The organism is Streptomyces albofaciens JCM 4342 (genome assembly GCF_008634025.1).
Lineage (GTDB): Bacteria > Actinomycetota > Actinomycetes > Streptomycetales > Streptomycetaceae > Streptomyces > Streptomyces albofaciens.
The window spans coordinates 1,922,239-1,943,547 of the sequence record NZ_PDCM01000001.1; the positions used below are offsets into that span (position 1 = coordinate 1,922,239).

The 21,309-nt window shown below is 73.9% G+C and carries 19 protein-coding genes and 1 pseudogene; 12 read left to right on the top strand and 8 right to left on the bottom strand.

Translation table 11 applies throughout. The features are described 5' to 3' along the window. Window positions 1-40: 40 nt before the first annotated feature. From nirD to CP973_RS08725, 5 genes and pseudogenes are all read right to left on the bottom strand, one after another. Window positions 41-391 (bottom strand): nitrite reductase small subunit NirD, encoded by a 351-nt coding sequence (gene nirD / locus CP973_RS08705; RefSeq protein ID WP_150239029.1) that lies wholly within the window; start codon window positions 389-391, stop codon window positions 41-43. Beyond that, entirely contained in the window at window positions 388-3,027 is a 2,640-nt protein-coding gene (nirB, locus tag CP973_RS08710) for a nitrite reductase large subunit NirB (protein ID WP_150239031.1), read from the bottom strand. Before nirB ends, nirD begins: the two co-directional genes overlap by 4 nt. Before the next feature lie 2 nt (window positions 3,028-3,029). Next, window positions 3,030-4,340, bottom strand: coding sequence for an NAD(P)/FAD-dependent oxidoreductase (locus CP973_RS08715; RefSeq protein WP_208853154.1), 1,311 nt, complete (start codon window positions 4,338-4,340; stop codon window positions 3,030-3,032). Window positions 4,341-4,562: 222 nt separating this feature from the next. Beyond that, window positions 4,563-5,309, bottom strand: a complete 747-nt coding sequence (locus tag CP973_RS08720) for a GNAT family N-acetyltransferase (RefSeq protein ID WP_150239033.1) — start codon at window positions 5,307-5,309, stop codon at window positions 4,563-4,565. 329 nt (window positions 5,310-5,638) lie between these two features. Further along, window positions 5,639-6,241 (bottom strand): annotated as a pseudogene (locus tag CP973_RS08725) (TetR/AcrR family transcriptional regulator); the annotation flags it as partial. A 250-nt stretch (window positions 6,242-6,491) separates the two neighbouring features. Between CP973_RS08725 and CP973_RS08730 the strand changes: the two are divergent. The 4 genes from CP973_RS08730 to CP973_RS41730 all read left to right on the top strand — a co-directional run bounded on the left by CP973_RS08730 (window position 6,492) and on the right by CP973_RS41730 (window position 10,159). Continuing rightward, entirely contained in the window at window positions 6,492-7,433 is a 942-nt protein-coding gene (locus CP973_RS08730; RefSeq protein ID WP_150239036.1) for a beta-ketoacyl-ACP synthase III, read from the top strand. A 382-nt stretch (window positions 7,434-7,815) separates the two neighbouring features. Beyond that, entirely contained in the window at window positions 7,816-9,021 is a 1,206-nt protein-coding gene (locus CP973_RS08735; protein ID WP_150239038.1) for a hypothetical protein, read from the top strand. Next, entirely contained in the window at window positions 9,018-9,644 is a 627-nt protein-coding gene (locus tag CP973_RS08740) for a hemerythrin domain-containing protein (RefSeq protein WP_280119000.1), read from the top strand. Before CP973_RS08735 ends, CP973_RS08740 begins: the two co-directional genes overlap by 4 nt. Before the next feature lie 155 nt (window positions 9,645-9,799). After that, entirely contained in the window at window positions 9,800-10,159 is a 360-nt protein-coding gene (locus tag CP973_RS41730; protein ID WP_150239040.1) for a con-10 family general stress protein, read from the top strand. Window positions 10,160-10,356: 197 nt separating this feature from the next. Here the strand turns inward: CP973_RS41730 and CP973_RS08750 are convergent, their stop codons facing one another. After that, a complete protein-coding gene (locus tag CP973_RS08750; RefSeq protein WP_244409339.1) occupies window positions 10,357-12,408 on the bottom strand; it encodes a glycoside hydrolase in 2,052 nt (683 codons plus the stop codon). 226 nt (window positions 12,409-12,634) lie between these two features. Between CP973_RS08750 and CP973_RS08755 the strand changes: the two genes are divergently transcribed. After that, the gene (locus CP973_RS08755; protein WP_167538295.1) at window positions 12,635-14,266 is read left to right on the top strand and encodes an alpha/beta hydrolase-fold protein; all 1,632 of its coding nucleotides are present in this window, start codon (window positions 12,635-12,637) and stop codon (window positions 14,264-14,266) included. 503 nt (window positions 14,267-14,769) lie between these two features. Beyond that, on the top strand, window positions 14,770-15,555 hold the full coding sequence (locus CP973_RS08760; protein WP_030681381.1) for a sulfite exporter TauE/SafE family protein: 786 nt from the start codon (window positions 14,770-14,772) through the stop codon (window positions 15,553-15,555). Window positions 15,556-15,620: 65 nt separating this feature from the next. Here CP973_RS08760 and CP973_RS08765 read toward each other — a convergent pair whose 3' ends face one another. Further along, window positions 15,621-15,953, bottom strand: a complete 333-nt coding sequence (locus CP973_RS08765; RefSeq protein ID WP_150239043.1) for a cupin domain-containing protein — start codon at window positions 15,951-15,953, stop codon at window positions 15,621-15,623. 329 nt (window positions 15,954-16,282) lie between these two features. Between CP973_RS08765 and cutA the strand changes: the two genes are divergently transcribed. Both cutA and CP973_RS08775 read left to right on the top strand, forming a co-directional pair. Beyond that, window positions 16,283-16,579 (top strand): divalent-cation tolerance protein CutA, encoded by a 297-nt coding sequence (cutA, locus tag CP973_RS08770; RefSeq protein WP_150243328.1) that lies wholly within the window; start codon window positions 16,283-16,285, stop codon window positions 16,577-16,579. Between the two features lie 49 nt (window positions 16,580-16,628). Further along, complete coding sequence (locus tag CP973_RS08775; protein WP_244409790.1) at window positions 16,629-17,714, top strand: trypsin-like serine peptidase; 1,086 nt, start codon at window positions 16,629-16,631, stop codon at window positions 17,712-17,714. A gap of 37 nt (window positions 17,715-17,751) precedes the next feature. Here CP973_RS08775 and CP973_RS08780 read toward each other — a convergent pair whose 3' ends face one another. Then, window positions 17,752-18,465, bottom strand: a complete 714-nt coding sequence (locus CP973_RS08780; RefSeq protein ID WP_150239045.1) for a SanA/YdcF family protein — start codon at window positions 18,463-18,465, stop codon at window positions 17,752-17,754. A gap of 134 nt (window positions 18,466-18,599) precedes the next feature. On the opposite strand from CP973_RS08780, the gene CP973_RS08785 reads away from it, so the two are divergent. The 4 genes from CP973_RS08785 (at window position 18,600) to CP973_RS08800 (ending at window position 21,306) form a co-directional block, all read left to right on the top strand. Further along, a complete protein-coding gene (locus CP973_RS08785) occupies window positions 18,600-19,031 on the top strand; it encodes a gamma-glutamylcyclotransferase family protein (RefSeq protein WP_150239047.1) in 432 nt (143 codons plus the stop codon). 103 nt (window positions 19,032-19,134) lie between these two features. Next, window positions 19,135-20,166, top strand: a complete 1,032-nt coding sequence (locus tag CP973_RS08790; RefSeq protein ID WP_150239049.1) for an adenosine deaminase — start codon at window positions 19,135-19,137, stop codon at window positions 20,164-20,166. Between the two features lie 110 nt (window positions 20,167-20,276). After that, window positions 20,277-20,732 (top strand): MarR family winged helix-turn-helix transcriptional regulator, encoded by a 456-nt coding sequence (locus CP973_RS08795; RefSeq protein ID WP_150239052.1) that lies wholly within the window; start codon window positions 20,277-20,279, stop codon window positions 20,730-20,732. 115 nt (window positions 20,733-20,847) lie between these two features. Then, window positions 20,848-21,306 carry a nuclear transport factor 2 family protein gene (locus CP973_RS08800; RefSeq protein WP_150239054.1) on the top strand — a complete coding sequence of 153 codons (459 nt, stop codon included), beginning with the start codon at window positions 20,848-20,850 and terminating at the stop codon, window positions 21,304-21,306. Window positions 21,307-21,309 lie beyond the last annotated feature (3 nt).

Below are 21,309 nucleotides of genomic sequence, written 5' to 3' on the forward strand. Positions count from 1 at the left end.
CGCTGTTCCGCATCGCGCCGGCCGCTGCCCCCGCGCCATCTCAGCCGATCTTCCGCACCCGGTAGACGGGCACCGATACCGCCGGGTCGTCCAGGCAGGTGCCCGTCTCCAGGTCGAAGCGCTGTTTGAGGAGGGGCGAGGCGACGAAGGGGCGGCCGTTCGCCGAGCCGGTCAGGCCGCGGGAGAGGACGTACGCGCCGGTGAAGGGGTCGCGGTTGTCGATGGCGTACGGGCGGCCTGTGCGGTCCAGGAACAGGGCCACCTGGCCGCCGTCGGGGAGGAGAGCGGCGACGCCGCGGCCGGGGACGAGGGCGGACGGGTCGCATACCGGGAGCCATTCCCCGGCCTGGTGCTCTTCCGTGGGCGTGGGGAGTTCGATGGCGAGCGTCATCGGGCGGCGGTTCCTTCCAGGGTGCGGGTGCCGGAGGTGGTCGGGGCGTCGGTCAGGGTGCGTACGGGGAGGGTCGGACCGGACAGGAGGGGGAGGTCCGGTTTGATCTGGTCGCGTTCGGGGACGAAGCGGACGGCCGGGTCGGGGGCCTCGGGGGCGTTGACGAAGGAGACGAAGCGGGCGAGGCGGTCGGGGTCGGCGAGGGTGTCGGCCCATTCGTCGCGGTAGGCCGAGACATGCGCGGCCATCAGGGACTCCAGTTCGTCGCAGAGGCCGAGGGAGTCGTGGACGACCACGTCGCGTACGTGGTCGAGGCCGCCCTCGATGCGTTCCAGCCAGGCGGAGGTGCGCTCCAGGCGGTCGGCGGTGCGGATGTAGAACATCAGGAAGCGGTCGATGAGACGGATCAGTTCGGCGTCGGAGAGGTCCTGGGCCAGGAGGTCGGCGTGGCGCGGGGTGGCGCCGCCGTTGCCGCCGACGTAGAGGTTCCAGCCGTTGGAGGTGGCGATGACGCCGAAGTCCTTGCCGCGGGCCTCGGCGCACTCGCGTGCGCAGCCGGAGACGGCCGACTTGAGCTTGTGCGGCGAGCGCAGGCCCCGGTAGCGGAGTTCGAGGTCGATGGCCATGCGGACGGAGTCCTGGACGCCGTAGCGGCACCAGGTCTGCCCGACGCACGACTTCACGGTGCGCAGGGCCTTGCCGTACGCGTGGCCGGACTCGAAGCCGGCGTCGACGAGGCGGGCCCAGATGCGCGGGAGCTGGTCGACGCGGGCGCCGAACAGGTCGATGCGCTGGCCGCCGGTGATCTTCGTGTAGAGGCCGAAGTCGCGGGCCACCTCGCCGATGACGATGAGTTTCTCGGGTGTGATCTCACCGCCGGGGATGCGCGGGACGACCGAGTACGAGCCGTTGCGCTGGAGGTTGGCGAGGAAGTGGTCGTTGGTGTCCTGGAGGGCCGACTGCTCGCCGTCCAGGACGTAGCCGTCGGCGCCGACCGTGGGGGCGAGCGAGGCGATGATCGAGGCCACCGTCGGCTTGCAGGTCTCGCAGCCGTCGCCGCCGCGCGCCTCCGCCCGGCCGTGGCCGTCCAGCAGTTCGGCGTACGAGGTGAGGCGGCGGGTGCGGACGATCTCGTACAGCTCGGCGCGGGTGTGCGGGAAGCAGCCGCACAGGCCCTTGTCGACCACCACGCCGCCGGCCGCCAGCTCGTCGTTGACGAGGGTGGTCAGCGCCTTGACGCAACTGCCGCAGCCGGTGCCCGCCTTGGTGCACTTCTTGACCTCCGGCACGGTGGTGCAGGAGTGCTCGGAGACCGCGGCGCGGATGGTGCCCTTGGTGACGTTGTGGCAGTTGCAGATCACCGCGTCGTCGGGGAGCGCGGCGGGTCCGAGGGCGCCGGCGGGCGCGCCGGCGCCTGCGGGGAGCACGAGCTGTTCGGGGGCGACCGGCGGCACGGTGCCGGTGAGCGGGCGCAGCAGGCCGTACGACTCGGCGTCGCCGACCAGGATGCCGCCGAGCAGCGTGCCGTCCGTGCCGATGACCAGCTTCTTGTAGACGCCGGAGCGGGAGTCGGCGTACACGACGTCGAGGCAGCCGGGGGCGGCGCCGTGCGCGTCGCCGAAGGAGGCCACGTCCACGCCGAGGAGTTTGAGCTTGGTGGAGGTGTCGGCGCCGGTGAAGCCGGGGGCCTCGCGGTCCCCGGCGATCGTGGCCGCCGCCGTCTCCGCCATCTCGTAGCCGGGCGCCACCAGGCCGTAGACCTTGCCGTCGGCGGCCAGCGCGCACTCGCCGATCGCGTACACGGCGGGGTCGGCGGTACGGCACCGCTCGTCCACGACGACGCCGCCGCGCTCGCCCACCGCCAGCCCGCAGTCGCGGGCGAGCTGGTCGCGCGGGCGCACCCCCGCGGAGAAGATCACCAGGTCGGTGTCGACGCGCGAGCCGTCGGACAGTTCCATGGCCCGTACGGCACCGTCCCCGCCCGCGACGATCTCCTTGCCGCCGACGCCCGTGTGGACGTCGATGCCCATCTCCTCGACCGTACGGCGCAGCGCGCTGCCGCCGCCCTCGTCGACCTGGACCGCCATCAGCCGCGGCTGGAACTCCACGATGTGGGCCCGCAGCCCGAGTCCCTTGAGGGCGCCGGCCGCCTCCAGGCCGAGCAGGCCGCCGCCGACGACCGTGCCGGTGCGGCAGTTCTTGGCGTACTCCTCGATGGCGAGCAGGTCCTCGACGGTCCGGTAGACGAAGCAGCCCGCGCTGTCCGCGCCCGGCACCGGCGGTACGAACGGGTACGAGCCGGTGGCCAGGACGAGCGTGTCGTACGCGACCGTCAGGCCGGAGCGGGCGGTGACGGTGCGCGCCGCGCGGTCGATGGCGGTGGCCGGGTCGCCGAGGTGCAGTTCGATGCCGTGCCGGGCCATGAAACCGGCGTCGGCCAGCGCCAGGTCGTCCGGGGCGCGGCCGGAGAAGTACGAGGTGAGCTGGACCCGGTCGTAGGCGGGGCGCGGCTCCTCGCACAGCACCACCACCCGGGCCCGTCCGGTCACTCCACGGTCGGCGAGGGCTTCGAGGAAGCGCTGGCCGACCATGCCGTGGCCGATGAGCACGAGGGTGGGAACGGTGGTCGCGGCCATGGTCAGGAGCCTCCGTCGGTGCGGGAAGGGGTGGCGGTCTCGGTGGTGAGGAGGTGCAGGAGCGGGGCCGTCGGCGGGAGCGGGGCGTCGGCCTCCCAGGTACGGGCGAGGGTGCCGACGGCGCCCAGGTCGCCGAGCAGGATGCCGCCCACCAGCCGGTCACCGCGGACGATGACCTTGCGGTAGGCGCTGCGGGTGGCGTCGGACAGGTGGATCACGTCGTCGCCGGGGCGGGGGGAGGGGGTGCCGAAGGCGGCCAGGTCGAGGGGGGCTGTGGGCGCGGGCGCCGGACCGGGGCCCGTGCCGTGGCCGGTGAGGGTGAGGCGGGTGAGGGCGCGGGTGCCGCGGTAGCGGGTGGCCTCCGCCCCGAGGATCCGCGCCAGCTGGTCGGCCTGTTCGAGGGCGGCGCCCGCCAGGCCGTACACCAAGCCGTCGTGCTGCGCACAGTCGCCGATCGAGTGAATGCGGGGATCGGCGGTCCGCAGCTGGTCGTCCACGATGATGCCGCGGTCGACCGGCAGCCCGGCGGCGCGCGCGAGGCCGACGCGCGGCCGTACTCCGCAGGCCAGGACGACCAGGTCGGCCGTCGGCGCGTAACCGTCCGCGAGCTCCACACCGCGTACGGTCCCGTCCTCGACGCGCAGTCCGCGCACCCGGCACTCCGTATGGACCTCGACGCCCAGCGACTCCAGGTGCGCGCGCAGCAAGGCGGCTGCGCCCGCGTCCAGTTGACGTTCCATCAGGTGCTCGCCCTGCTGGGCGAGTAGGACCGGTACGCCGCGCTCGGCCAGCGCGCGGGCCGCCGAGACGCCGAGCAGCCCGCCGCCGATCACCACGGCACGTGCGCCGGGCCGGTCCGCCGCCGCGGCGAGCGCCGTACAGTCGTCCAGCGTGCGGAACGGGTGGACGCCGCGCGGCAGGCCGCTGTCCGGCAGGCCGCCGTGACCGGGCGGGAAGAGGCCGCGCAGCGGCGGGAGCACGGGGTTGGAGCCGGTCGCGAGGACGAGCCGGTCGTACGGGACGGCCCGCCCGTCGTCGCACAGCACCGTACGGCGCTCCCGGTCGATCCGTACCGCCCGCACCCCGCCCAGCCACCGCACCGCGTCGTGCGGGGCGGGCAGGGTGATGACGTCCTGCGCGTACCGGCCGGCCAGTACGTCGGCGAGCAGGACGCGGTTGTACGGCGCGTGCGGCTCCTCACCGAGGACGGTGAGCGCCGGGCCGCCGTCGGCGGACGCCCGGCCGAGGCGCTGCGCCAGCCGGGCCGCGGCCATGCCGCCGCCGATCACCACCACACGCTGTTGCGAGGTCATGTCCGCCAGCGTGCGGTCCGGCTGTTACCCGTCCGCATCTGCGCTGTTTCCCGTGGGGAACGCTGACCTCAGCGTGGGGGAGGGCGGGGTGTGAGGGGTCCTGGTGCCGCGAGCCCTGGGGGTGGGGCCATGGCCGCGAACCCTGGGGTGGGAAGGGGGCTTGGCTGCGGGCCCTGAGGGTGGGAGGGGGCTTGGCTGCGGGCTTGGCCGCGGGGGCGGCGGTCAGAGCGCGATGCTCGCCGGAGGCGACAGTTTCCAGAGGTGGCCCAGGGGGCTGAGGCCCAGGCGGGCGGCGACGTTCCGGGAGGAGCGGTTGGTGTCGGAGGTGCTGTAGAAGAGGTGGCGGCCGGTGGGGGCCTGGAGCCGGGACCAGGCGGCGGTGACGGTCGCGGCGTGGCCCCGGCCGCGGTGGCCGGGGCGGGTCCAGGTGCCGGCTTCCGCGCCGTGGTCGGTCCAGCAGGGCGTGTGGCAGATCGAGACGACCCGGGCCGGGTCGGCGGGGTCGAGGGCCATGGCCCACGGGCCGAGTTTCCCGTCGAGGAGGTCGTGCCATTCGTCCGTGCCCCAGTTGCCGGGATTGGCGGGGCGCAGGGCCGCGAGCGCGGCGGGGTCGCCGGTGTCGGAGGGGACGACGGGCGCGGTCGGGGTGAAGCGGAGGCGGTCCGGGTGGATGAGGTAGCTCGGGCCCGAGGTGATGTGTACGGGGCCGAGGGCCGATTCCAGCAGATGCTGGAGGCGGGGGAGGGCCGGGGGCGGTAAGCCCGGGCCCTCGGGGGCGGGCGCCTTGGCCACGGACGCCAGCAGGTCGGCGGCGAGCGCGTCCGGGAGGTGGGCGGCAGCCGCCGGCACCTGGTGGCGGCCGTCGGCCGATACGGCGATCACCATGTGGTTCGGGCCCCGGAAGCGGCCCCGCTCGTCCGTGGGCCAGATGACCTCTATCTCGGTCCTGAGCAGGTCGGCGACGCTCACCGGGCGGCCTCCGGGTTCGGGGTGGCCTCCGGGTTCGGGGCGATCTCCGGGGGCGGGGCGGTCTCCGGGGTCGGGGCGGGCCCGGGCTCTGGCGCGGGTCCCGGTTGCGACGTGGATTCCGGTTCCGGCGTGGATTTCGATTTCGGCGTGGATCCCGGTCGGGGGGTCGCTCCGGGCTCCGGCGCGGCCCCCGGCTCCGGCGCGCACCCCGGCAGCGGCGCGGCCCCCGACACCGGCGCGGCCCCCGGCTTCGGCGCGCACCCCGGCAGCGGCGCGGCCCCCGACACCGGCGCGGCCCCCGGCTCCGGCGCGGCCCCCCGCTCCGGCGCGGGTGCCAGCAGGCGGGTGAGCGCGCGGCGGGTGCGGTCCTGGGCCAGCGGGTCGGCGAAGAGCTGGATGGCCTGGTTGAGGCCCGTGTAGAGGCCGATCAGCTCGAAGACGAGCTGCTCGGGGTCGGTGTCCGGGGGCAGCTCACCGGCCTCGACGGCGTACCGGATCTCGTTGGCCAGACGGCGGCGCCAGAGCGTGGAACGGCGCACCACCGCGTCCCGGATGGGGCCCACGCGCGCGTCGAACTCGACCGCCGCCGTGGTGAAGAAGCAGCCACCGGGGAAGGCGCCGTTCTCGCGCTCCAGGTAGGTGATCCAGTACTCGCAGACGGCCCGGAGCCGGGCGAGACCGGGCGCCGTACGCGCGGCCGGTTCCCACACCGCCCTGGAGAAGATCGCGGACGCGCTGTCCAGGGAGGCGAGCTGAAGCGCCTCCTTGGTGCCGAAGTGGCCGAGGACGCCGGCCTTGCTCATGCCCAGGTCGGCGGCGAGGCGGCCGATGGTCAGCCCGTCCAGCCCTTCGACCGAGGCGATCGCGATGCTGCGGTCGATGATCCGGTCCCGGGTCCGGCGGGACTCGGCGGCGGACTTGCGTGGGCTCATGCCGCCATCGTAGCCAGCGCGGCAGCAGGGGTCCCGGAATTAGCTTCCGACCGATCGGTTGCTATATTTCCGCCGGTGCCTCCAGGTGCCTCCAGGTGCCGTCCGCGCTGTCCGCACCGCCCGCATCATTTGAATCGCCTGTATCGCCCATATCGCTCGTACCACCCGTATTGCCCGTACCGGCCGTGTGCCCGTGTGCCCGTGCGCCCGTGTGCCCGCGGGCCGGCCGAGGACCCGAGGAGAAGCAGCCGTGCCGGGAACCCGTATCGCCGCGCTGGGACACCACCAGCCGTCGCGCGTCCTGACCAACGACGACCTGGCGGGGATGGTCGATACCAGTGACGAGTGGATCCGGCGCCGTACCGGCATCGTCACCCGGCGGATCGCCGACGAGGAGTCCGTCACCGACCTGGCCGCCGCTGCCGCCGCCAAGGCCCTGGCCGCGGCCGGGCTGGAGCCCGCCGACATCGGGCTGGTCACCGTGGCGACCTGCTCCGCCATCGACCGCTGCCCGTCGATCGCCGCCCAGGTCGCGGCCGCTCTCGGCATACCGTCGGCCGTCGCGTACGACCTGAACAACGGCTGCGCGGGCTTCTGCACCGCGCTCGCCACCGCCGACCACGCGGTGCGCGCGGGTGCCGCCCGGCACGCCCTGGTGATCGGCGCGGAGAAGATGTCGGACGTGACCGACTGGACCGACCGCAGTACGTGTGTGCTGCTCGGCGACGGCGCGGGGGCCGCCGTGGTGAGCGCCGCGGAGTCGCAGCACATCGGGCCCGTCGTCTGGGGCTCGGACCCGACCCGTGCCCAGGCCGTCCGCCTGCTGGGCGACTGGCACCCGCGCTTCGCGCAGGACGGGCAGACGGTGTTCCGCTGGGTCACCACCGAACTCGCCCCGCTGGCGCGGGAGGCGTGCGAGCGGGCCGGCATCGGCCTGGCCGACCTCGCCGGTGTCGTCACCCACCAGGCCAACCTGCGCATCATCGAGTCCGTGGTGCAGCAGCTCGGCCTGCCCGAGCACGTGGTGGTCGCCCGGGATGTCATCGACTCCGGGAACACGTCCGCCGCGTCCGTCCCCCTCGCCCTGTCCAAGCTGGTCGAACGCCGCGACCTCCCGCCCGGCGGCCCCGTCCTGCTGCTGAGCTTCGGCGGCGGGCTGTCGTTCGCGGGGCAGGTGGTGGACTGCCCGTAGCCGTAGCCGTAGCCGTAGCCGTAGCCGTAGACCCGTACCCGCGCCCGTAGCCGTAGCCGTAGGGGGACAGGCTCGCCAGGGTGATGCCCCTCAGCCCGTCCCGGCGCGGCGTTCGGGTGGTCCGCGCGTCACCCGAACGCCGACGGCCCGGCGCTGCCTGGTCCCATGGGTGCCCGGCCCCGCCCGTGCCCGGCCCCGCCCGTGCCCGGCCCCGTGCGTGCCCGGCCCCGTGCGTGCCCGGCCCCGTGCGTGTCCGGTCCCGGGCGGTGCCGGAGCGTGTCCGGCACCGCATCCGTGGGGCCGCCTCGTTCCGGCTTGTTTGGTATCCGGAGCGGGGGCACTCGTTGAGCGCCATATGTCTCCGACCGGGCTGGGAGGCCTGATGTCGTTCAATCCTTTGGAGCAGCGGGGCATTCCGCTGGACCGGCAGGTACGCAACTGGCGCGAACTCAACGTGACACCGATCGACCCGGACCACTGCGACCCGTACACCCGGTGCCGGATCATCACGATGAACGGGATCGAGGTGGAGGCGATCCTGTTCAGCCACCAGCTGGCCCGGCACTGTCCGGACATGGAGATCAAGCAGCAGCTCGCGCGGACCCGCTACATCGAGGCGCAGCAGCAGAAGGCGGTCAACTGGCTGCTGCCCGGCGTCTCGTCGGTGCTGGAGACGACCATCGCCTACGAGCAGGTGGCCGTCGATCTGACCGCGTGGGTGGCGCGGATGGAGCCGGACCCGTATCTGAAACAGGCGTACCAGTTCGGGGTGCTGGAGGACTTCGACCACCTGTACCGGTACGCGAACCTGTACGAGATGATCGAGCACCGCAAGGCGGAGTCGATCGTGGACGGGCTCACCGAGGTCATGCCGGGCCGGCCCACCCCGCTGCACCACCGCGACCCGGTGGACAACGTGCGCGAGCCGTACGACCGGACGAAGACCGACCCGCTGTCGAAGCTGCACGCGCTGACGATCATGTCGGCCGAGCAGCAGACGATGAACTTCTACATGAACACCGGCCCCACCTACATGGAGCCGATCGCCCGCCGTCTCTACCAGGAGATCGGGCTCATCGAGGAGGAGCACGTCACCCACTACGAGTCGCTGGTGGACCCGGGCGAGACGTGGTGGGAGCAGCTGGTCAACCACGAGTACAACGAGTGCTACCTCTACCACTCCTTCATGGAGCAGGAGAGCGACCCGAAGGTGAAGGCCATCTGGGAGCTGCACCTGAACATGGAGCTGGAGCATCTGCACCTGGCCTGCGACCTGATGCGCCGGCACGACGGCCGGGAGCCGGCCGAGATCCTGGCGCCCGCGCTGCCCAACGTGCTCACCTTCGAGCCCAACAAGGGCTATCTGCGCGAGCTGATCGCCAACCAGCTGGACCTGACCACGCTGGGCGCGGGGTACGTCCGCGAGGCCCACGAGCGGTTCGAGGCGATGCAGGAGGCCCTCAACGGCGGGGCCACGGCGCCCAGCGACGAGGTGCTGGCCGAGCACGACAAGCTGATCGGCGGCGACTACCGGCTGCAGACCGAGGGCGAGCACCCGGTCGCCGACCTGCGTGGAGGCCGGTCATGACCTCGCCCACCCACACCGGTGACGGCCCGGCCGCGCCGACGACCGATCCGGCCGCCGACCGCAACCCGACCCCGGACACGGACGTGGTCGCCCTCCTGATGGCGCAGCACGGCCAGATCCGCAACCTCTTCGACGAGGTCGAGCAGAGCACGGGGGACGCGCGCCGGGACGCGTTCCGCCGCCTGGTGCGGATGCTGGCGGTGCACGAGACGGCCGAGGAGGAGGTGGTCCACCCGTATGTCAAACGGGCGGCGGACGGCGGGGACGACATCGTCGCCGACCGGCTGGCCGAGGAGAAGACCGCCAAGGAGGCCCTGTCCGCGCTGGACGGCATGGACGTCGAGGACGAGGCGTTCCTGCCGCGGCTGCTGTCCCTGCGCACGGACGTGATGGAGCACGCCCGCGCGGAGGAGCGGTACGAGTTCTCGCAGCTGCGGCGGCTGAACGACCCCGGCCGGCTGGCCACCATGGCCAAGGCCGTCAAGGCGGCCGAGGCCACCGCGCCCACCCATCCGCACCCCGGCGTCGAGTCCGGCGCCGCGAACGCCGTGCTCGGCCCCATGGCGGCCGCCGTGGACCGCACCCGCGACGCCGTCCGCAAGGCCCTGGGCAAGGACGGATGAGCGGCGGTCCGGCCGGCCTCGGGCAGGGACCGGCCGGTACCGGAATCGGAACCGGGCTGTCGGAATCCGTCCGTTACGAGGTGTTTAGCACCCGGGAGAGCGGCTACGCGGTGGACTGGAAGGCACAGTCAAGATCCAAGTAAGGGTGAGTGATGATGGCTGAGTCCACCAACCCCGGCAACTTCGCCAACGACCGCGAGAAGGCCGCACGCGCCGGCCAGCAGGGCGGGCACGAGAGCGGTGGCAACTTCGCCAACGACCCGCAGCGTGCCTCCGAGGCCGGGCAGAAGGGCGGCCACGAGAGCGGCGGTAACTTCGCCAACGACCCGCAGCGTGCCTCCGAGGCCGGGCAGAAGGGCGGCCACGAGAGCGGCGGTAACTTCGCCAACGACCCGCAGCGTGCCTCCGAGGCCGGGCAGAAGGGCGGCCACGAAAGTGGTGGCAACTTCGCCAACGACCCGCAGCGCGCTTCCGAGGCCGGGCAGAAGGGCGGCCGAAGCCGCCAGGGCGAGTAGCTGCCGGACGGGGCGGTGACCTTCGCCGAACCGGATGCCGGGCCATGCAGCAGGCGTCCGGGGGCGGGTCCACCGGCCCACCGGGAACACAGAGGGCGGGCGTCCACCGGACGCCCGCCCTCTCCGGCTGTCACGCCCGGCCGGGTTCGGTCCCCGACCAGACCCGCCTCCCGGCCGGGCTCAGCCCCCGAGCGGGCTCAGCCCCCGGCCTTCGCCGGGCACAGGCGCCTCGGCTGCCGGTCGCCGCTCAGCTTCGCGTCCACGCAGCCGGCGGGAAGGCCGGCGTAGGGCGTCCTGCCGAAGTTGGCGGTGACGGTGAGCTTGCCGTTGCCGAACTCCGTGCGCTGCACCAGGTTGTCGGCGGTCAGACGCCGGAACGAGGTCAGCTTCTCGGTGCCCGCGGCCTTGTGCAGCGGGGCGAAGTACTTCTGAAGGGCGGCCAGTTCGGGACCGGACTTCTTCAGGGACGCGCCGTCGAGCACGTAGTTCAGCGGAATGTTGTAGAGCATCGCGAGCAGCGCGCGGTCCCTCTTCTGCTCGGGCAGCTTCTCGTACGACAGCTCCCAGCGTTCCGCGTTGACGAGCGAGCTGTGCAGCGCGGTCTCGTACAGCGGCACTCGGTACGCCGGGTCGTACATCGCCTTCGCCAGGTCGGCCGGCAGCCGTACCGGCTTGAAGAACGCGGTGGGGGCGTTCGCCGGGTAGTAGCCGCCCCAGGTCTTCCGGTCGCGTTCCAGCTTCCACAGGCCGTCGGCGACCGGCGTGGCCGCGCCGTGGTTGAAGGCCAGTACCCCGTTCGCCCAGGACTGGGCGCTCTCCGAACCCAGGACGAGCTTCTTGTCGTGGGCGAGCCGCCGCATCCGGGCGAGCCGGTTCGCACGGTCCCCGGCCTTGGTCATCGGGTGGGCGGCGTCGTGGTCGCGGAACAGTTCGCCGGTCGCGTCCACGTCGAGGAAGTAGCTGTCGGCGCCGTTGGCGGTCATCGCGCGGGTGCGGTCCGCGAGGTAGCGGCGGCTCGGCTCGGCCTGCTCGAACGCCTGTGAACTGAGGTAACAGCCGCGGTTGCCGAAACCGGTCCGCGGCTTGCCCTTGGCGTCGCGCACGCAGAAGTCCGGGTAGACCGTGCCGGGCCACTTGGAGGTGGGGGAGTCGGCGGTCTTCGGGTCCTGGCCGTTGGCGAACGTGTCGTACGGGCCCACCAGATAGCCCGCCTTCTCGGCGGCCCGGACGGCGGCGGCGTCCATCGGGTCCGGCCCGGCGTCGTAGCCGAGCCACATCCGGTCCACGCCCAGCTTGCGCAGTTCCTCGACGCCCGCGGCCTTGCGCGCGTCGCCCCACACATAGGCGTGGAACGCGCCGAGCAGCCTGCCGTTGGCCGGATTCTTCTCGATCTTCTCGCGGAGGCTGCCGAGCTGCCCGTGTTCGGCGAGCCAGGAACGGTAGTCGGCACCGGGCGCTACGGGGTTGCCGTCGGTGAGGGCGAAGGTGACGGTGTAGTCGCGGGTGCCGTCGCCGGCGTCGAAGTCGTGGGTGGCGGCGGTGTTCAGCCGCCCGCCGTCGGAACGGAACTTCAGCGAGGTGCCGAGGTCGGTGGGGGTGAGGTAGCTGACTCCGTGGTCCTTGCCCAGCGTGTGGCCCCACAGCGGCAGTTCGAGCCCGCCGACGTCGATCGGGTCACCCGTCAGCCCGGCCTTCTCCGAGTTCCAGAACGTGTCGCGCACGGGGATGTCCAGCCCCTCGCCGCGCGGCAGTTGTACGGCGGAGGCGGCCCGGTCCGTACCGGTCACCGGCCAGGTGAGCGACCCGTCCCGGTCCGCCTTCATGCTGACCCGCAGCCGCCCGTGGTCCGCGCGGGCGGTCACCGTCAGCCCCTTGTCCGGGTAGCTCCAGCGGACGCCTTCGCCGGTGCGCCGGACCGGGCCCGGCGTGCCGAGCGCGGTGCCGGACGGCGCCGACAGGGTCAGGCTCTTGCCGTCCGCGGTACGGGCGTGCAGCGCCAGCGTGCCGGTGTCCACGGTGACCGTGCCGCCCCGGACGGGAATGTCGACATGCCGCCCGGCGACGGACCCGGCCACCGCCTGGCCGCTGCACCCGGAGGCGCCGACGGAGGCCGTGGCGGTCAGGGCGAGGGAGGCGGCGAGCACGCGCGTACCGGTGCGGGTGCGGGCGCGTGTACCGGTGCCGGTGCGCGTACCGCTGCCGGTGCGGATACGGGAGCGGCCGCCTCTGGAGGCGATCTTGAAGTCCATGGGGACGTGGATAGTGGGCGGGTCTAAGAACTCTGTAAGAGAAGCCGGGAGAAGCGGGGGCGCACGGGTCCGGCCCGTCGGATGTTGTCCGACCCTCCCACGCGTGGTTAGCTTAGGCTTACCTAAGTCGAGGTCGGCGGGGCGCGCGCCGTGTCCGACCCGGCGGAAGTCGTCTGTGCCCGCGCGACGCGCCGGGCGGGAAAGCGGGTTGTCGATGGGAGCGTCGATGAAGACATCGGTGGGCACGTCGACGGGCGCGGCCGGGGGAACCCTGCCGGGCGCCGCGGCGGGCACGGCGACGGGGACGGCAGGGGGGACGGTGCCGGGTGCTCCCTCCGGCGTGCCGACGGGTACGGGGAAGGCGGGCGACGTGCCCGCCGGCCCGCCGCGCACGTCGCGCCCGGCACCGGCCGAAACCGTGGACAGCCCGCGGATCGTGGCGCTGGCCGCCTCCGTGGCGGGCGGACGGGACGCCGCCGTACGGGAGTTCTGGGCCGAGGCGGAGGCGCAGGGCACCCCGCTCGTCGAGCCGATCCCGTGGGACCCGGAGCACCGGGCCGTCACCTTCCTGTGGCGCGGCACGGAGGACACCCGCCGGGTCCTCCTCCTGGTCAACCGCCTCGTGGACCGCTCGCACCTCGCGGGCAGCCTGATGCGCCGCATCCACGGCACCGACGTCTGGCACCTCACCTACCGGCTGCGGTCCGATCACCGTGGGTCGTACGCGATCGCGCCCGACACGGGGAGCGGCGGCGGGCGGCGCCGTGCGGGGGCCGCGCCCGCGGCTACGCCCGCGTCCGCAAGCACCTCCGCGCCTGCACCCACATCGGCAACCACAACCACATACGCACCCGTGTCCGCACCCGGACCCGCATCCACGTTCGCATCCGAAGACAGCCCTGCGGACGACTTCCAGGCCCGGCTGCTGCCGCTGCTCGCCGTGGCCGGTCCCGACCCGCTCAACCCCCGCACGGTCCCCGGCCGCCGGCAGGGCACCGGCAGTTCGGTCTTCGAGCTGCCCGACGCGCCGCCACAGCCGTGGCGCCCGTGGGAGCCCGCGGTCCGGCCGGCCGGGAGCGGCGGCCGGGGCGTGGTGGAGCGGCACCGGCCGACCAGCGCCGCCCTCGCGGCCCGGCGCGACGTGTGGACGTACGTACCGCCGGGTCCGCTCCCGGACGGCGGCGCGGACACGCTGGTGCTGCTGGACGGCGACATGTGGTTCGGGCGGCTCGGTGTGCAGACGCTGTTCGACCGGCTGATCAGGGACGGTGCGCTGCCGCCCCTGGTCGTGCTGGCGCCGGACGCCGTGGACAACGCCACGCGCGCCCGCGAATTCGGCGGCCGGCAGGCGTATGTGAACTTCCTCGCCGCCGAACTGCTGCCCTGGGCGGCGGCGCGGCTGCCGGTGACGTTCGACCCGTCGCGCACGGTCGTCGCGGGCGAGAGCCTGGGCGGGCTCACCGCGCTGTACGCCGGGCTCGCGGCGCCGCGCCGGTTCGGCAAGGTGCTGGCCCAGTCGCCCTCGCTGTGGTGGCGGCCCGAGGGGCCGGGGCCCGTGGGCGGAGCCGATGCCGCGGACGGCCCCTCCTGGCTGGCGCGGGAGTACGCGGACCGGACGAAGCACGCCGACGGCGGCCCCCACCGGCTGCGGGCCCACCTGCGCGTCGGCCGCTACGAGGGGGACATGCGCGAACGGTCCCGCGAGTTGCGCGACACGCTGCGCGGCCTCGGGCATTCCGTCGCGTACACGGAGTACAACGGCGGTCATGACTACGCCTGCTGGGCAGGCGGACTGGCGGAGGGGCTGGTGGACCTGCTGGGGCGGGCGGACGACGGGACAAGGGACGGGGGTGTGTGATGTCGCTTCCGGTTGTGCTGCACCGCACCTACTGCCACCTCAGGTCCCGCGCCTACCACGTCGTTCTGCGGACGCCCCGCTTCCGTACGGCCAAGTCCGTTCCACCGGTGGCGGCCGGGGAACGCCGGCCGGAACGCCCGAAACGAACCGCCGCCGGCCGACGGCCCGTTCCCGACCGTCCGCAAAGGCGTGCCTCTGACCGTCCGCAAAGTCAGGCCCCTGGCCGTCCGCAAAGGAACGCCTCCGACCGTACGCAACGGGGCGCCGCGACCCGCCGCCCCACCCCGGACCGCCCCCGGCGGTCCGCCCCCGACCGTCCTCACCGGCGTACCAAGGCCCTCGCCGGGTGACGGACGCGGCGCCCCGCCCCACCAGTGCCGGGGCGGGGCGCCCCTTGTACAGGCCGGTGGCGGGCGGCGGTCACGGGCCGCCCGCCACCGGCCCTCCTGTGACTCCCGCCACCCCGGCCTCATCCGCCCCGCCGGGCTCCATAAGATCGGCCGGTGCCCGCAGACATATCGCTGACGACGACCCTCCTGCTGTGCGTGGCCGCCCTCGCGGCCGGCTGGATCGACGCCGTCGTGGGCGGCGGCGGTCTGCTGCTCCTGCCGGCGCTGCTCGTCGGCCTCCCGCACACGCCCGCCGCCTACGTCCTGGGGACCAACAAGTCCACGGCCGTCGTCGGCACCGCCGCCGCGGCGTACACGTACGTACGCAAGGCGCCCGTGGATCTGCGCACCGCCGTACGCATCGGGCTGGCCGCGCTCGGCGGCTCGCTGGGCGGGGCGTTCTTCGCGGCGGGCATCAACAGCGAGGTGCTGCGCCCGCTCATCATGACCGTGCTGGTGGGCGTGCTGGCGTTCGTGCTCTTCCGTCCGGCCTTCGGCACCGCGCCGCCGCCCTCCGGGCCGGTCACCCGGCGGCGCGTGCTGGCCGCGGTCCTCGTCGCGGGCCTGGGCATCGGCTTCTACGACGGGCTGATCGGCCCCGGCACCGGCGCCTTCCTCGTCGTGGCGCTGGCCGCGATCCTGCACATGGACCTGGTCACGTCCTCGGCCACCGCGAAGATCGTCAATGTGTGCACCAACGTCGGCGCGCTGGCCATGTTCGCCTACCAGGGCACGGTCCTGTGGCAACTGGGCGCGCTGCTCGCGGCGTTCAACTTCGTCGGCGGCACGGTCGGTGCGCGCATGGCCCTCAAGCGGGGCGCCGGGTTCGTGCGCGGGGTGCTGGTCGTGGTCGTCGTGTCGCTGCTGTGCAAGCTGGCCTTCGACCAGTGGGTGGCCTGAGAGCCGGGCCGGCCGCCGGTCCGGGAGACGCGGCCCGCGCCTCCCGGAGAGCCGGGCCGCCGCCCTCAGTTCATGGTCTTCGTCGCGGTGACGGCGGTCAGCAGGACTGCGGAGTCCTGTAGCGCCTTCAGGCCGTGCCGCTCGTGCGGGACCGGTACGACCTGGCCGGCGATCAGGTCCCGGTCGTCGCCGGTCCCGGTCAGCCGCACCCGGCCGTGCAGCACCTGGAGGCTGGCCGCCGGGGGTGTGGTGTGCTCGTCCAGCGCGGCGCCCTCGATGAGCGCGATCACGGTCTGCCGGAGCGGGCCGTCCTGGAGGAAGAGATGGGCGCTGCGCCCGTGTGCCGAGGCCCTGGCGTCGTCGAGCTGGCGGCGGGTGAGCGAACTGAGGTCGTCCATGACGCGGCCTTTCGGTCGGGGTCCGGATCCGCGGCGCCGGGGGACCGGCACCGGTGCCGGAGTACTGGTACCCGTACGGGCCCGGCTCACCGCGCCGCCGCCGGGGTCCATCCTGACGGGTGGCCGGGCGGCTGCCGAATGGCCGGTGCGCACGGCGCGGGCCGGTGGCCGGGGGCAGGATGATCACGACGGTCCGTACGATGCGGAGGGACTTGATCATCGACCAGTGCCCGAAGGGGGACGTCCAGGTGCGAGGCGAACCGGCGGAGCGGGAACGGCCCGAGGGAGCCGCGGCGGACGGCGGCGGCCCGGCCGGCTGTCTGACCGTCATGACGACGACCGACAGCGCCGAGAAGGCGGAGGCGCTGGCCCGCGGCGCGATCGAGGCACGGGTGGCGGCGTGTGCGCAGATCAGCGCGCCCGTCACGTCCGTGTACCGGTGGGAGAACGCGATCGAGACGGCACAGGAGTGGCAGGTGCTGTTCAAGACGACGGAGGCCCGGTACGCGGCGCTGGAGGCGTACCTCCTCGAAGCGCACGACTACGACACACCGGAGATCATCGCGACGCCGGTCACGCGGGGCGGTGCCGGGTACCTCGCCTGGGTCGCGGCGGAGACGAGCTGAGGTGGGACGGCGATCCGTGACGCGGCGATCCTCGATGCGGCGATCCGTGATGCGGCCAAGCGGCGGCCCGGAGAGTGACGGCCTGGCGACGGGCAAGGACCGGGCGGCGGGCGACGGCCGGGCGGCGGGCGACGGCCGGGCGACGGACGGCGGACCGGGCGGCGAGGCGGCTGACGGGCCGGCCGGCGGCCCCCGGCACCGCCGTGGACACCGGTACAGACGGCCGGTCCTGGCCGGGGCGGCCGCGGCGGGAGTGGCGTTCGCGCTGTGCTTCCTCATGGTGCCCGCGAACGGCGCGACCGCCGAAGGCGCTGACGGCGGCTGGACGAGCGAGGCCGCGGCGCGCTACTGGACGGCCGGGCGGATGGCCTCGGCCGTCCCCTCGGGCCCGGACGGCGGCAAGGCCGCCGCCGCGCCCACCGCCCGGTCCATGACGGCCGCCCCGGGAGCCGCCGGTTCCGCGCGGCACTTCGAGGGCGTGCCCTCCGTCGGCGTGCTCTTCTCCGTAGACAAGGACGCGCGGGCGCACCACTGCACCGCCAGTGTCGTTCGCAGCCCGCAGCGCAACCTGATCCTCACGGCCGGGCACTGCAATCCGGGAGCGCGTGCGGCTTTTGTCCCGCAGTATCGTTCCGGCGCCACGGAGCAGCCGTACGGAATCTGGGCGATCGACCGCGGCTTCACCCACCCGGACCGCACCGACACCGGCCCGGGATCGGACCTCGACTTCGCGTTCGCGACGGTCAAGCCGGACGGTGAGGGCCGCGCCCTGGAGTCGGTCACCGGCGGCAACACCCTGGCCCGCACGCCCGGTTACACCACCGACGTCACCGTCATCGGCTACCCGACGGCCCGCAACGACCCCGCCGACCAGGCCATACGGTGCGCGGTGCGGACCGCCCGGCTCACCGGTCAGCGGCAACTGCGCATGGACTGCGGCGGGTTCTACGGCGGCACCTCGGGCAGCCCATGGCTGCGCCGCTTCGACGAGCGGACGAAGACGGGGTACGTGGTCGGCGCCATCGGCGGCCTGAACGGCGGCGGCCCCTCCGGCCCGGACAGCCACCGGACCTCCTACAGCCCGTACTTCGGCGCGGAGGTCTTCCGGCTGTACGCCCGCGCCGCAGCGGGCTGAGGGCCCGGGGACGACGGCCGGGGGCGACGGCGGCGCGCTACCCCAGCGCCGCCGCCACCCCGTCCTCCCGCGGCCCGAGGAAGCGCGGGTCGGGGCGTACCGCCGCCTCGACCGCCGCCTTCGCCGCCGCGAACACCTCGCGGGTCCCGCCGTAGTACCAGGTGACATCGTGCCGGTCGTCGACGCCGACCCCGTACGCGTCGAGCCCGGCCGCACCGCACAGCGCCAGCGCGCGCCGGATGTGGAAGGCCTGGCTGACCAGGACGGCCCGGTCCACGCCGAAGATGCGGCGGGCGCGGGTGCAGCTGTCCCAGGTGTCGAAGCCCGCGTGGTCGCCGACGATCCGGTCCGCGGGCACGCCGTGCGCGACCAGGTACGCGCGCATGGCGTCCGGCTCGTCGTAGTCCTCGCGGCTGTTGTCGCCGGTGACGAGGAGCGCGCGGACCTTGCCGTCCTCGTAGAGGCGGGCGGCGGCGTCCAGCCGGTGCGCCAGGTACGGGGAGGGTTCGCCGTCCCACAGGCCCGCGCCGAAGACCACGGCGACCGGCGCCGCCGGGACGTCCTCGACCGTACGGACCCGGGCGCCCGCGGTGGCGTTCAGCCAGGTCGCGGGCAGCAGCGCCACCACACAGGCGAGCACGGCGACCTGGAAGGCCCGCCGCTGCCCGCGCCGCGTCCGGGGAAGGCGCGCCCGGCCCCGTATCCGCCGTAGCCACCCTTTCCCCTGTGTCCGCTGTGGCTGCTGTGTCATCAGTTGCCCCCCGTTGTTCTCGTTGCCGCCGCAAGCAGCGACGCGCCGCGGCCTGGCATGGTTGCGGGGACGAGGGGCCCGGCCCGTGCCCCGCACCGCGCACGTCCGTACCGCACGCGAAGGAACCCGACCGGATGACCACCGAGCCCGAGCGGCTGCCGTTCTTCGTCTACGGAACGCTGCGCCCCGGCCGGGCCAACTACGCCCGGTGCCTGCGCGGCCGGACGGTGTCCGAGGAATCCGCGCTGGTCAGAGGCGTGTCGCTGTACGAGGGGCCAGGGTATCCGTACGCCGTGACCGGCCCCGCCGAGGCCGTCGTGCACGGCGATCTCGTACAGCCGGGGGAGGACGTCTACGACGCCGTGCGCGCCGCCCTGGACCGGCTGGAGGGGCACGTCCCGGGCGCTCCCGGCAACCTTTACGAGCGGGTGGCGCGGCAGGCCGAGTGCGCGGACGGCCGGAGCGTGCGCGCGTGGCTGTACGTGGCGGCCGAGCCGCTGGCCGGCCGGCTGCGCGCGTCCGGCACACCGGTCCCGGGCGGCGACTGGACGAGGTCGCCCCGTTAACCTGGACCACTTGCCCGAACCACACAGGCCCCGGCAGCCCCGCGAGCCCTTTCGGTCCCGGCAGCCCCCGCAGTACCGAGCAGCAGACAGGTGTGATCCCAGCGTGCCCCCCTCCACCCCGGACCCGGCGAACCCCCCGTCCCCCTCGCTCCCCCCGTTCCCCAAGGCGGAGCTGCACCTCCACATCGAGGGCACCCTGGAACCCGAGCTGGCCTTCGCCCTCGCCGAGCGCAACGGCGTCACCCTCCCGTACGCCACCGAGGACGAGCTGCGCCGCGCGTACTCCTTCAGCGACCTCCAGTCGTTCCTGAACCTCTACTACGCGCTGATGGACGTGCTGCGCACCGAGGACGACTTCGCCGACCTCACCCACGCCTACCTGGCCCGCGCGCGGGCCCAGGGCGTCCGGCACGCGGAGATCTTCTTCGACCCGCAGGCGCACACCTCGCGCGGTGTGCCCCTCGGCACCGTCGTCGAGGGCCTGGCGCGGGCGCTGGACACCGCCGAGGAGCGCTACGGCATCACCACCCGCCTGATCATGTGCTTCCTGCGCGACGAGAGCGCCGGGTCCGCGCTCGCCACCTTCCAGGCGGCCCGCCCGTACCTGGACCGGATCACCGCCGTCGGCCTGGACTCGGCGGAGGTCGGGCACCCGCCGTCGAAGTTCGCGGAGGTCTATGAGCTGGCGCGGGCGGCCGGGCTCAAGTGCGTGGCGCACGCGGGCGAGGAGGGCCCGCCGTCGTACGTGTGGGAGGCGCTGGACGTGCTCGGCGTGGACCGCGTCGACCACGGCGTGCGCTGCCTGGAGGACCCGGAGGTGGTCGCCCGCCTGGTCGCCGACCAGGTGCCGCTGACCGTCTGCCCGCTGTCCAACGTCCGGCTGCGCGTGATCGACGAGCTGGCCGACCACCCGCTGCCCGCGATGCTCGACGCCGGTCTGCTGGTGACCGTCAACTCGGACGACCCCGCCTACTTCGGCGGCTACGCCGACGACAACTTCACCGCCGTACGCGACGCCCTGGACCTGGACGAGGAGACGCTGCGCACCCTCGCCCGCAACTCCTTCCGCGCGTCCTTCCTGGACGAGGCGACCCGCGAGGCCTACCTCAAGGAGGTCGAGGCGCACGGGCGGTGACCGGCCCGGACGGCCGGAACCGCCCCTGACCGCTCTTGACCTCAAGTTCGGTTGAGTTCCTAGGTTCTTCCTCGTCGGGCACCGTGCCCGCGCTCTTGGAGGAGGACACCATGCAGTACTCGCACAGCGACGCCGAACTCGCGGGCCAGCCCATCGGCTACTGGGCCTGGGCCGCCCACACAGCCGCCGTCACGCACATCCGCGCCGGGCTGGCCCGCCACGGTCTGAGCCAGCCCCAGTGGTGGGTGCTCAACCAGCTGGTGGGCCACGCCGGCGGCCGCGGCCGGGCGGAGGTGACCGACATGCTCAAGGGCTACCTGGACGTCGGCGCCGAGGGCATCGGCGCCGCCGTCGACGACCTCCTCGGCCGCGGCCTCGCCGCCGCCGACGGCGACCGGCTGCACATCACCGCCGAGGGCGCGGACCTGCACGCCCGGTGCGCCGCGCTCCAGAAGGAGATGCGCGCCACGATCCACGACGGCATCAGCGACGAGGAGTACGTCCGTACGCTCAAGGTGCTCCAGCGCATGATCCACAACGTGGGCGGGAAGATGTGGCACCACTGAGCGGCCGGGCGGCCCCTTACCCCCGGGGTAATCGACCGGCCCCGCCTTCCGCGGCAGCATCGGGCACACCGGCGGGAACCCCCGCCGGGCCCGGCCGCACCCGCGAGGAGAACGCATGACCGTCGACCCCACCGCCGCCACCCCGGGCACGACCACGGACCCGGCGCCGGCCGCCGAGGCCACCCGGGCCGTCGTGCGGCAGTTCCTCGCCGCCCGGATGGCCGGGGACACCGGACGGCTCACGGAACTGTTCGCCGACGAGGTCGACTGGCTGCTCGCCGAGAACCCCGCCGTCCCGTGGATCCGCCCCCGCACCACGGCCGCCGAATGCGCCGCCCAGGCGGAGGAGCTGGCGGCCCACACCGTCCCCGAGGACGCCCGCGCCTCGGTCGACGCCTTCCTGGTCGACGGCACCGACGCCGTCGTGACGGGACACGTCTCGGGAACCGTGCGCGCGACGGGCAAAACCTTCGAGGGCCCCTTCGCCCTCCGCCTCACCGTCGAGAACGGCCGCATCACCCGCCACCACCTCTACGAGAACAGCCTGTCCATCGCGGAGGCGTGCAGGCCGTGAGGG

Bases quoted from the DNA above. Each gene is read 5' to 3' on its own strand.
- nirB (WP_150239031.1), bottom strand. From the start codon at position 3,027: ATGGCCGCGACCACCGTTCCCACCCTCGTGCTCATCGGCCACGGCATG.
- nirD (WP_150239029.1), bottom strand. From the start codon at position 391: ATGACGCTCGCCATCGAACTCCCCACGCCCACGGAAGAGCACCAGGCC.
- CP973_RS08785 (WP_150239047.1), top strand. From the start codon at position 18,600: ATGACCACCGAGCCCGAGCGGCTGCCGTTCTTCGTCTACGGAACGCTG.
- CP973_RS08780 (WP_150239045.1), bottom strand. From the start codon at position 18,465: ATGACACAGCAGCCACAGCGGACACAGGGGAAAGGGTGGCTACGGCGG.
- CP973_RS08800 (WP_150239054.1), top strand. From the start codon at position 20,848: ATGACCGTCGACCCCACCGCCGCCACCCCGGGCACGACCACGGACCCG.
- CP973_RS08775 (WP_244409790.1), top strand. From the start codon at position 16,629: ATGCGGCCAAGCGGCGGCCCGGAGAGTGACGGCCTGGCGACGGGCAAG.
- CP973_RS41730 (WP_150239040.1), top strand. From the start codon at position 9,800: ATGGCTGAGTCCACCAACCCCGGCAACTTCGCCAACGACCGCGAGAAG.
- CP973_RS08765 (WP_150239043.1), bottom strand. From the start codon at position 15,953: ATGGACGACCTCAGTTCGCTCACCCGCCGCCAGCTCGACGACGCCAGG.
- CP973_RS08740 (WP_280119000.1), top strand. From the start codon at position 9,018: ATGACCTCGCCCACCCACACCGGTGACGGCCCGGCCGCGCCGACGACC.
- CP973_RS08750 (WP_244409339.1), bottom strand. From the start codon at position 12,408: ATGGACTTCAAGATCGCCTCCAGAGGCGGCCGCTCCCGTATCCGCACC.
- CP973_RS08735 (WP_150239038.1), top strand. From the start codon at position 7,816: ATGTCGTTCAATCCTTTGGAGCAGCGGGGCATTCCGCTGGACCGGCAG.
- CP973_RS08715 (WP_208853154.1), bottom strand. From the start codon at position 4,340: ATGACCTCGCAACAGCGTGTGGTGGTGATCGGCGGCGGCATGGCCGCG.
- CP973_RS08755 (WP_167538295.1), top strand. From the start codon at position 12,635: ATGAAGACATCGGTGGGCACGTCGACGGGCGCGGCCGGGGGAACCCTG.
- cutA (WP_150243328.1), top strand. From the start codon at position 16,283: ATGACGACGACCGACAGCGCCGAGAAGGCGGAGGCGCTGGCCCGCGGC.
- CP973_RS08795 (WP_150239052.1), top strand. From the start codon at position 20,277: ATGCAGTACTCGCACAGCGACGCCGAACTCGCGGGCCAGCCCATCGGC.